Raw genomic sequence first — 9,936 nt, 5'->3', positions numbered from 1 at the left:
TGTTGCATAAGCGCCTAATTTGCTTTTTTTGCCGCCAGGCAATCCCAATTTATCAAAAAGAATTTCACCCAATTGTTTTGGGGATCCAATATTAAATTCTTCACCACATAACTGATAAATTTTTTGGGCTAAACTATCTAGACGATTAGAAAAATGCCCAGAGAGATCTTGCAAGACGTGCTTGTCTATTTTTATTCCCGTTTGTTCCATACGCGCAACAACAGGAATCAAAGGTCTTTCAATTGTTTCATAAATAGTAGAGAGTTTATTTTGTTGAAGTTGTGGTTTTAAATAATGGTAAAGTTGTAATGTTACATCTGCATCTTCAGCTGCATAATCTTTGGCCTTATTTAAATCTACTTCATCAAATCTTATACGATTTTTACCAGATCCCGTCACACTATCATAAGTAATCGTTTCATGACCCAGATGAAGCTTTGATAATTCATCCATACCATGTCCATGTTGGCCGGCCGCCAAAACATAAGAGATCATCATACTATCATCAATGGGGGCAATTTTGATATCATATTTGGCCATAACAATTATATCATATTTAATATTATGCCCTATTTTTAAAATCGAAGATGATTCAAGAATAGGTTTTAAACATGCAATCGCTTCGGCCAAAGGTATTTGCTTAAAGTCTTGATGATGGTGTGGGGCAGAAGATTGAGTAAAAAAATCTTTAACATCATGAATATTTTTATGGGCGACAGGCACATAACATGCCTGACCATGGTCAACAGATAAAGAAAAACCTACAAGTTCGGCACGCACTGGTTCTAGTGATGTTGTTTCTGTATCAAAAGCCACAACACCTTTATTAATAATTTTTTCAATCCATCCCTTAAGCTGATCAATTGTTTGAACCAGTTCATACACTGGCTGGGATGTTTTAGGTAATACTTCTGATTCAGATATTTCTATAGATGTGGAAATAGAAGGTATAATATGATTACGTTCTAATCTTGATAAAATTGATCGAAATTGATTTTCTTTAAGAAAATCCAAAAAACTTGGCCAAGTAATTTGATAATTTTTTAAATCTTCCAAACTTTTTTCCAAAGGAACATCATGTTTTAACCGTACCAAATTTTGGCTAAGTTTTGCTTGTTCCGCATAATCTATTAAAAGCTGCCGACGTTTTGCTTGTTTAATCTCATGTGCACTGGTTAATATACCTTCTAAAGTACGATAATTTTTCAAAAGTTCAGCTGCAGTTTTCAATCCAATCCCTGGAACACCTGGAACATTATCAGATGTATCGCCTGCCAAAGCTTGAAGATCAATAATCTGTTCTGGGCCAACGCCAAATTTTTCCAGAACACTTGCCGCATCGATACGTCGATTTTTGATGGGATCCATCATCACAACTGAATCATCTATGAGTTGCATAAGATCTTTATCTGATGAAAGGATTGTTACATTCCACCCCAATGCTTTAGCATGATGAGTATAGGTTGCAATTAAATCATCAGCTTCAAACCCTACCATTTCAATGGATGGAATATTAAGGGATTTAACAAGTTGTTTAATTAAGGGAAATTGAACTGACAATTCTGGCGGAACCGGGGGACGATGGGCTTTATATTCAGGATAAATTTCATGTCTAAAATTTAATCTCGCACTATCAAAGGCAATCAACATCATATTATTATGATTTTCTTCGATAATTTTTAAAAGCATATTGGCAAATCCCAAAACGGCATTTATATGGGTGCCATCTTGGCGGGTTAAGGCTGGCAATGCATGAAAAGCACGAAAAATATAGCCAGAACCATCTATAATAGAAATATGTTGCACAATTAAACTTTAAATTTTTAAGATTGCGAAGAGGAAGACCTAGATGTTAAAATATACCGTTTACCACAATAAGGACAATCAATTGACCCTTGTGTAGGATTAATAATTAAATAGATCCTTGGATGGCCAAGATTACCACCTCCATCACAATAAACAGTTTTTTTATCCGTTTCAACAATTTCAACCGGGTCCATTACTGTAATCCTTTTATTCTTCTTCAAGATCTATTAAAATGTTTTTAATATTATTAATCTTTATTATTATAAAAATATGTAAAGATCTAAATTCATTATTAGAAAGCAGATATAATTGTGACACAATCTACATTATCTTCAAATACCCAAAATTCATCACCGCAATCTTCCCATGATGCTTTAACCATAAAGAATTTATATAAAACATATCACGCCAAAAAAAATAGTAAACAAGCATTAAAAGATGTTTCTTTAAATATCCCCAAAGGATCGGTTTTTGGTCTTTTAGGTCCAAACGGTGCGGGTAAATCTACATTAATTAATATTCTTGCCCAGCTTGTCACCAAAACATCAGGCCAGGTTAAAGTTTGGGATTATGATCTTGATACCAATCCACGCATGGTTGCAGCCTCAATTGGGATTGTTCCTCAAGAGTTAAATATGGATCCTTTTTTTACACCTCGTGAACTTTTAGATTTACAAGCAGGGCTTTACGGGGTACCTGCCAGGAAAAGGCAAACTGATGAAATTTTAAAAACATTAAGTTTAAGTAAACAAGCCGATGCTTATGCACGTACTTTATCAGGTGGGATGCGGCGGCGTTTAATGGTTGGTAAAGCTATGGTCCACAATCCCCCTATCTTAGTATTAGATGAACCCACAGCTGGTGTTGATATTGAGCTGCGTCAACAATTATGGGATCATGTACGTAATTTAAATAAAGCTGGTGTCACAGTTTTATTAACAACCCATTACCTTGAAGAAGCCCAAGAGCTATGCGATTACATTGCCATTATTAATCATGGGCAAGTCATTGCCTATGAAAATACCAAAACTTTGCTTCAACATATTGATCGAAAACAAATTTTAATTAAAACGACAAATCCCTTAGTATCAATACCAGAACAGCTAAAAAAATTTGATGCGCAAATCGAGCATTCTGGACAATTACGATTAAGTTATCGTCCAAGTGAGATTCGCTTTGACAGTATTTTAAACCTTTTAACGCAAATTAATATTGATATTGAGGATTTAGTGACAATTGAAACTGATCTGGAAGATATTTTTCTAAAACTTACACGTGAAAACAATCAAACCTATCAAGCAGTTTAATTATGCAAGCTTTATATAAATTTGTTTTTATATTATGTACCTGTGAAATTTTTTTACAAAGCTGTTCTCCTGTTGTGGTCCCTTATAAAGAGAGTTTTATGAAAGAGACTATTGAAAAAAATAAAATTATTTTTTCCGATGGTATGACGTCAACTCTGCGAGAATGGCCATCTCCCAATCCGCAAGCAATTATTTTAGCTCTTCATGGGTTTAATGATTACAGTTATGCTTTTGAATTACCAGGGCAATATTGGCAAAAACATAATATTACAGTTTATAGTTTTGACCAGAGAGGGTTTGGAGAGACACCTAATCGGGGATTATGGGCTAATCAAAAACGTATGATTCAAGACGTTGTGGAAATCACCAATCTTATTAAGCAAAAGCACTCTGATCTTCCAGTTTATTTATTAGGTGAAAGTATGGGTGGCGCCCTTGCTTCTCTTGTTGCAAGTTCTGATTATAACCAACAATTTACAGGATTTATACTTATATCCCCAGCCTTTTGGTCGAACAAAGATTTTAACATATTTGAAAATGCTGCCTTTTGGATTGCCACTCATACTGTACCATGGTATGCAGCAACAGGGGAAGGATTTGAAGTTCATCCTTCAGATAATATTGAAATGCTCATAGAATTTTCTCAAGACGACCTTGTAATTAAAGAAACAAGATTGGATGCTGTTCATGGATTAGTAACCCTTATGGATCAAGCTTTTAATACGATCCCCAAAATGAAAGGTAAAATTTTAGTGCTGTATGGTGAAGAAGAAGACATTCTTCCATCCAAAACAGTTAAAAAAAATATAAAAAGATTAGCAAAATACCAAAGCAAATCATCACCATCTATAATGACCATGGGATTATATCCAAAAGGATATCATATGTTATTACGTGATATGGGTGGAAATTCTGTTGCCAATGATGTGCAAGCTTGGATTTTTAACCAACATTTAGCTCATTTACCTTCTAAAGCTGACCAAGAGATAATTGCTAAATATCCTTTAATCGAACGTTATTCTGTTCCACCTAATTCAGCTGAAATAAAATAAGTTATATACTTCTAAACTTTACCTTCATTGTACAATACGTTATGAATTGATTAAAGCACTCGTAGCTCAATTGGATAGAGTATTGCCCTCCGAAGGCAAAGGTTGTGGGTTCGAATCCCGCCGAGTGCGCCATAATGGATTCTATTGTTATGTTAAAATATATAACACATAAAGGGATAGTTTTTGCAGTATGTGCAGCTATACTTTTTGGTATCAGCACACCCTTAGCCAAATTACTGATTCATGGAATATCTCCTATGATATTGGCTGGATTACTCTATCTGGGGTCTGGAAGCGGTCTTGCCTTATGGATAATTATAAAAAAAATTATCTTCCCAACAAATATAAACACTGAAGCTAAGCTTAGCTTTATCGACATACCATGGTTAATAGGTGCGATCATAACAGGGGGAGCTATTGCACCCTTGCTTCTTATGGTTGGCCTTATTTATATTTCTGCATCTCATGCATCTTTGCTTTTAAATTTTGAAGGTACAGCAACAACCATGCTTGCATGGTTTGTATTTAAAGAAAATTTTGATCGTCGTATTTTTATTGGCATGATCTTAATTGTTATGGGAGGCATGTTGCTTTCATGGCAAGAAATAAATGGATTCAATTTTCCCATGGGGTCGTTATTAGTAGTTGGAGCTTGTTTTTTTTGGGGCATCGACAATAACCTCACCAGAAAAATTTCTGCCAGCGATCCGGTACAAATTGCTTGCATTAAGGGTTTAATAGCAGGTGGTATAAATCTATCAATCGGCTTTATGTTTGATTATAATCTTCCGAATTTATCTCTTAGTATAAAAACTGCCTTATTAGGATTATTTAGTTATGGCATTAGTCTTGTGATGTTTGTGTTAGCTTTGCGTCATCTAGGTACTGCCCGTACGGGAGCCTATTTTTCGATGGCACCATTTGTAGGCGCTGCTTTATCTTTGATACTAACCCAAGAAAATCCAACATTGATTTTTTGGTTGGCTGTTTTATGTATGGGCATAGGTATTGGATTACATTTAATTGAACATCACGAACATGAACATATTCATGAAGCGATAGGTCATGCACATAAACATACGCATGACATACATCATCAACATAAGCATGATTTTGTATGGAATAGTACTAAACCACATACACATTTTCATAACCATGAACCTACAAACCATAATCACGTTCATTATCCTGATATCCATCATCGACATAAGCACGAAAAATAAGTTTTTTGACTTATAGTAATTTTAATTTTGTTATCTTTATTGTTAAATATCTAACCTTTATGTTCGAATCTCGTCGAGTGCGCCATCTTTATTAATGATTTAATTATAATAACTATATTGATTAAAAAACAAATACTTTAAACTTTTAATAAACCTTCTAGCATCTTTTCAAGTTCTTTGGGGTTAAAAGGCTTTGCGATATAATCATTCATACCGGCTGCAAGGCATCGTTCTCTGTCACCAGAAAGAGCATGCGCCGTCATACCAATAATAGGCAAATGGGGTAATTGTTTATATTCTTCATACTCACGAATAAATTTGGTCGCTTCTAATCCATCCATACCATGCATTTGTATATCCATTAATATAGCAGCAAAGCTACCCTTCCTAACCTTTTCAATCGCTTCAATACCATTAGATGCAACTTCACACACATATCCAAATTGTTCAAGAAAGGTTTTGGCAACTAACACATTCGCTGCATAATCTTCAACGAGTAAAATTTTAATTGGTTCATTTGAATAAATAATCTTATCTAACGGAATTTGATTATTTTCTTCAATTTTAAATTCCCTCTCTACTTTTAGCGGAAGATCTATTGTAAAAATAGACCCTTGACCTTGAATACTTTCAACTTTAAGACTTCCACCCATTACTTCAACAAGTGTCTTTGTAATAGCAAGACCTAAACCAGTACCCCCATATTTTCGGTTGATAGATGAATCTTCTTGTACAAATTTATCAAAAATAATTGGAATTTTATCTGATGCTATTCCTATCCCTGTATCTTCTACACTAATAGAAATAAGTACTGTGTCAGATTTTCTATCAAGTTGCAATTTCACCCCTATATGTATACCACCTTCTTCAGTAAATTTTACTGCATTGCTACATAAATTAAGTATAATTTGACGAATGCGTGTTGGATCTCCTATAAAAATTTGTCCAACTATTGATACCATATCACAGGTAAATGATAATTTTTTCTCTTGCGCACGAAAAGAGATCATGTTCATTACTTCTTCAATAAGTTGTGTCATTGAAAAAGGTACTTGTTCTATATCTAAAGCTTGTGATTCAATTTTAGCTATGTCGAGTAGATCATTAATAAGCGCCAATAAAGAATTGGCACTTGTTTGCAATGTACTAATAAATTTTCTCTGTTTTTCAGTTAAAGGTTCACTCCGGGCAAGAATATTAGCAAGCCCCATAACTGCATTCATGGGCGTACGAATTTCATGGCTTATATTTGTTAGAAATTCTGTCTTAGCCATATTCGCTTTTTCGGCTGCAGCTTTTGCTTCTAGTGTAGAAATTTCTGCATATTTTTTATCACTGATATCAATAGATATCCCAGACATATGTGCAGAATTACCCGTACCATAAATAAAGTATGCCCCGCGCGTATATATCCAATGAATTGAGCCATCTGGCCACACGACACGGCATTCTATCTCAAAGTCGTTTTGGTTCTCGATTGCTTGTTGAACAATTTTTTTCCACTGAACCTTATCTTCAGTATGGATGCTATTTATTAAATCTTGATAGCTAAAATTAAAATCTGCTTCGTATCCATAATTAGCTTTGCATGTAGAAGAACAAGTAAATTTATAAGTAAACAAATCCAATTCCCATGTCCCCATATGACCTGCTTGCAAAGCAGTTTGCAGACGTTGTTGTGCATCTTTTATCGTTTTTTCATTTTTTTTACTTTCGATAAGGTAATCCCGTAATTGATATTGTCGCGTACGATCTCGAAGTGCTGATTGCACAGTGGAGATAAGCTCCCCAATTTGCAAAGGGCGTGCTATCATTGTCATATTGCCAGTAGCATGCAATATTTCCATAACTTTCAAAGATTGCTTTTGTGCCAATGTCAAAACTATAAGAGGGAAATCCGACCAAGGTGGTTGGTCTTTTAATGTATTTTCTAGATAATGATCTTTATCAAAAAGAATTGCTTCTTCGGTAATAATAGCCGCATCTGCGCCGATGGTGATTTCTTCGCATATCTGATTTATAGTTGAACAAATAAAAGAATTAATTGATTGCTGAGTTAATATAGCAGCCGTTACATGAGCATCTTTAATTGTGGGTGCAAGAATTAACACACGAAAATTAGGAGAAAAAGAATTAGATCTCATTTATCTTTCATTAACCGATCTTGATTACCAATAAAAGTAGGGGTCCCACTCAATATACCTTGAAATTGACGTAATTTTTCTCCAACGCGTAATCCACTATTTTCAATTTTAAACTCACGTACGCTATGCTCATGTTTTCCAGTACGTTTTTTAAGGACAGATATAGTTTGCTTAACTTCACCTTGAGCTTCAAAATAGCGAAACAATACAACTGAATCAGCAAGATAACTGGTATCAAGTGGTGCATTCATTACCTGCCCCAAAAGGCCATGTTGTGCTACTACCAAAATGGTTACAATGTTTTTATGACCAAGATAAGTAAGAAGTTCATGTAATTGTGCCGTAAGAAAATGTTCTTCAGGCATAGAATGTAGATACCCATTTAAACTATCAATAATGATAACTTTTACATCATTTTGTGCTTTTTGACGTACCAAATGGGCAAATTCTCCCGGAGATAATTCTACAGGATCAATTGCTTTAATAGCAATATGGCCACTTTTAATATATTTATTTAATTGTTGTCCTATACCTTCAGCTCGCTGGACCAACATTTCGATACGTTCATCAAAAGTAAAAATTGCAGCCCGGTTTCCTTCTTGGGCAACTGATATGGCATATTGAATAGATAAGGAAGATTTTCCCACCCCAGCTGGTCCAAGTAATAACATACTTGCCCCATATTCTATTCCACCTCCAAGCATATCATCAAATTCTACAATCCCACTTTTAAGTTGTTTCTTATCATGTAATTCAATATGTTCTGACGCAACTAATCGGGGAAATATAGAAAGCCCTCCTTTAATAATATTGAAATCATGATACCCACCCCGATATTTTTGACCCCGCAATTTTGTAATATGTAAACGTCGACGCTCCGCTCCATATTCTGGTGAAAGTTGCTCTAAACTTATAACGCCATGCGCAATACTTTCTAATTGTTTGTCCTCATTACTGGAGGCTGTTTTATCATCAAGAAAAAAGGTTGTACAATTACGGCCTAAAAAAAATTGTTTTAAGGCCAATACTTGACGTCGGTAACGTAATAAATTTTGTGCCAGTAATTTTACTTCTGCCAATGAATCAATAACACAACGGACAGGTTTAATTAATTCAATACATTCAATAATAATTTTTGTTGTTTCAGAAAGTTCAACTTCTGAGGGTTGATACATGGTATATTGATTTTCTGGTTGTAATTCATTTTCCTGGGTTACCATTTCAAAAATTTCAACCCCACTAAGATCCCAACCATGGGATTTAGCTGTTGCCATTAATTCTAATTTTGTTTCTGATAGCGTAATATAAAGAACTTTTTCTTTATTTCTTGCACCTTCAATTAAAAATTGGAGAGCAAGTGTTGTTTTACCCGCACCAGGTGTACCATGAAGTAAATAAACACGATTTGCAGGTAATCCACCCCCTAATATATCATCAAGCTCATTGCTTCCTGTTTTAATCGCGGTGGTATTATTTTGCATATTTATTCTTTATTTTAATATCATCTTGTCTAATACATTTTCATAAGTTTATATTAATTAGCTTGTTTAAATACTTATTCACTTTAATCTATTTAACCTATTTTTTTAGGATAAATTATTATTTTTAAATTTACTTAACTGCTAGGCTTTTTAAAATTCTTATGAAATAGTATCCCCAAAAAAATATTAATTAAGTTAAAAAATATTTTTCTATAAAAATAATATTTATATAAAAAATCTATATGGATTTTTTTTATCTAAAATCATAATTATTAAAAGATATTCTGGTTAAATGCCCAATAATTTAATTATATATTAATTTTCATTTTTAATAATATCTAAACATTCCACCTCTGGGTTATGTGTATCAGTTTCCCCTTTTCTTAATTGCTCACGTGCTTTTTTAGCTATATCTTTATATTTGTTAAAGACATTAATAATTTCTTCTTCAGTTAATTCTTCTAAATCCAATAAAGCCGTATGTGCACCCTCGGTAATACGGATAAGTTCATCTAATTTAATTTGTAAAGCTTTGGTATCTCTATTTTGAGAATTTTGAATAAGGAAAACCATTAAAAAAGTTATAATTGTTGTTCCTGTATTGATTATAAGTTGCCACGTATCCGAAAAATCAAAAATCGGACCCGTTATAAGCCAAATAATAATCACAAAAAAGGCAAGTATAAAAGCCGTAGGACTACCAGACCATTTTGATGTTTGGGTTGCAAGTTGATAAAAAAAATTTTTACTCTTCATAAAATTATCATAATTTTATATAAATAAAAAATTCATTAGAAATACCTAAAGAAATATTCCTAATGAATTTTTTTAATTCTATTATTGAACTGCTGAGAATAAACTGACAGCATCAAGAACTTTTCTTGTTGCCGCTGAAATTAATAACAGATCTTGATCCACCCATA

The 9,936-nt window shown here is 33.7% G+C and carries 8 protein-coding genes and 1 tRNA gene; 4 read left to right on the top strand and 5 right to left on the bottom strand.

Annotation, left to right across the window (positions count from 1 at the left end):
• Window positions 1-1,806 (bottom strand): DNA polymerase I (locus tag K1X44_08420; GenBank protein ID MBX7147315.1); only part of this gene is annotated, 1,806 nt, incomplete at its 3' end.
• Window positions 1,807-1,823: 17 nt separating this feature from the next.
• Window positions 1,824-2,000: a zinc-finger domain-containing protein gene (locus K1X44_08415; protein ID MBX7147314.1), complete on the bottom strand. Its 177-nt coding sequence runs from the start codon at window positions 1,998-2,000 to the stop codon at window positions 1,824-1,826.
• 117 nt (window positions 2,001-2,117) lie between these two features.
• Here K1X44_08415 and K1X44_08410 point away from each other — a divergent pair, with 117 nt between their 5' ends.
• The 4 genes from K1X44_08410 (at window position 2,118) to K1X44_08395 (ending at window position 5,388) form a co-directional block, all read left to right on the top strand.
• Complete coding sequence (locus K1X44_08410; GenBank protein MBX7147313.1) at window positions 2,118-3,113, top strand: ABC transporter ATP-binding protein; 996 nt, start codon at window positions 2,118-2,120, stop codon at window positions 3,111-3,113.
• A gap of 2 nt (window positions 3,114-3,115) precedes the next feature.
• Window positions 3,116-4,165 carry a lysophospholipase gene (locus K1X44_08405; GenBank protein ID MBX7147312.1) on the top strand — a complete coding sequence of 350 codons (1,050 nt, stop codon included), beginning with the start codon at window positions 3,116-3,118 and terminating at the stop codon, window positions 4,163-4,165.
• 55 nt (window positions 4,166-4,220) lie between these two features.
• A tRNA-Arg gene (locus tag K1X44_08400) sits at window positions 4,221-4,297 on the top strand.
• 17 nt (window positions 4,298-4,314) lie between these two features.
• Window positions 4,315-5,388 carry an EamA family transporter gene (locus K1X44_08395; GenBank protein MBX7147311.1) on the top strand — a complete coding sequence of 358 codons (1,074 nt, stop codon included), beginning with the start codon at window positions 4,315-4,317 and terminating at the stop codon, window positions 5,386-5,388.
• A 137-nt stretch (window positions 5,389-5,525) separates the two neighbouring features.
• Here K1X44_08395 and K1X44_08390 read toward each other — a convergent pair whose 3' ends face one another.
• The 3 genes from K1X44_08390 to K1X44_08380 form a co-directional block, all read right to left on the bottom strand.
• Window positions 5,526-7,532 (bottom strand): response regulator, encoded by a 2,007-nt coding sequence (locus tag K1X44_08390; protein ID MBX7147310.1) that lies wholly within the window; start codon window positions 7,530-7,532, stop codon window positions 5,526-5,528.
• Window positions 7,529-9,013: an AAA family ATPase gene (locus K1X44_08385; protein ID MBX7147309.1), complete on the bottom strand. Its 1,485-nt coding sequence runs from the start codon at window positions 9,011-9,013 to the stop codon at window positions 7,529-7,531. The genes K1X44_08390 and K1X44_08385 overlap by 4 nt, the downstream gene beginning before the upstream one ends.
• Before the next feature lie 315 nt (window positions 9,014-9,328).
• Entirely contained in the window at window positions 9,329-9,769 is a 441-nt protein-coding gene (locus K1X44_08380) for a low affinity iron permease family protein (protein MBX7147308.1), read from the bottom strand.
• Between the last annotated feature and the right edge of the window lie 167 nt (window positions 9,770-9,936).

The sequence above is a fragment of the Alphaproteobacteria bacterium genome (genome assembly GCA_019695395.1).
GTDB lineage: Bacteria > Pseudomonadota > Alphaproteobacteria > JAEUKQ01 > JAIBAD01 > JAIBAD01.
Note: the sequence above shows the minus strand (reverse complement) of the source record. Positions and strands in the feature narration are given on the sequence as shown.

Excerpts from the sequence above, each read along its gene's own strand:
- K1X44_08415 (MBX7147314.1), bottom strand. The coding sequence starts at position 2,000 with ATGGACCCGGTTGAAATTGTTGAAACGGATAAAAAAACTGTTTATTGT.
- K1X44_08405 (MBX7147312.1), top strand. The coding sequence starts at position 3,116 with ATGCAAGCTTTATATAAATTTGTTTTTATATTATGTACCTGTGAAATT.
- K1X44_08395 (MBX7147311.1), top strand. The coding sequence starts at position 4,315 with ATGTTAAAATATATAACACATAAAGGGATAGTTTTTGCAGTATGTGCA.
- K1X44_08390 (MBX7147310.1), bottom strand. The coding sequence starts at position 7,532 with ATGAGATCTAATTCTTTTTCTCCTAATTTTCGTGTGTTAATTCTTGCA.
- K1X44_08385 (MBX7147309.1), bottom strand. The coding sequence starts at position 9,013 with ATGCAAAATAATACCACCGCGATTAAAACAGGAAGCAATGAGCTTGAT.
- K1X44_08380 (MBX7147308.1), bottom strand. The coding sequence starts at position 9,769 with ATGAAGAGTAAAAATTTTTTTTATCAACTTGCAACCCAAACATCAAAA.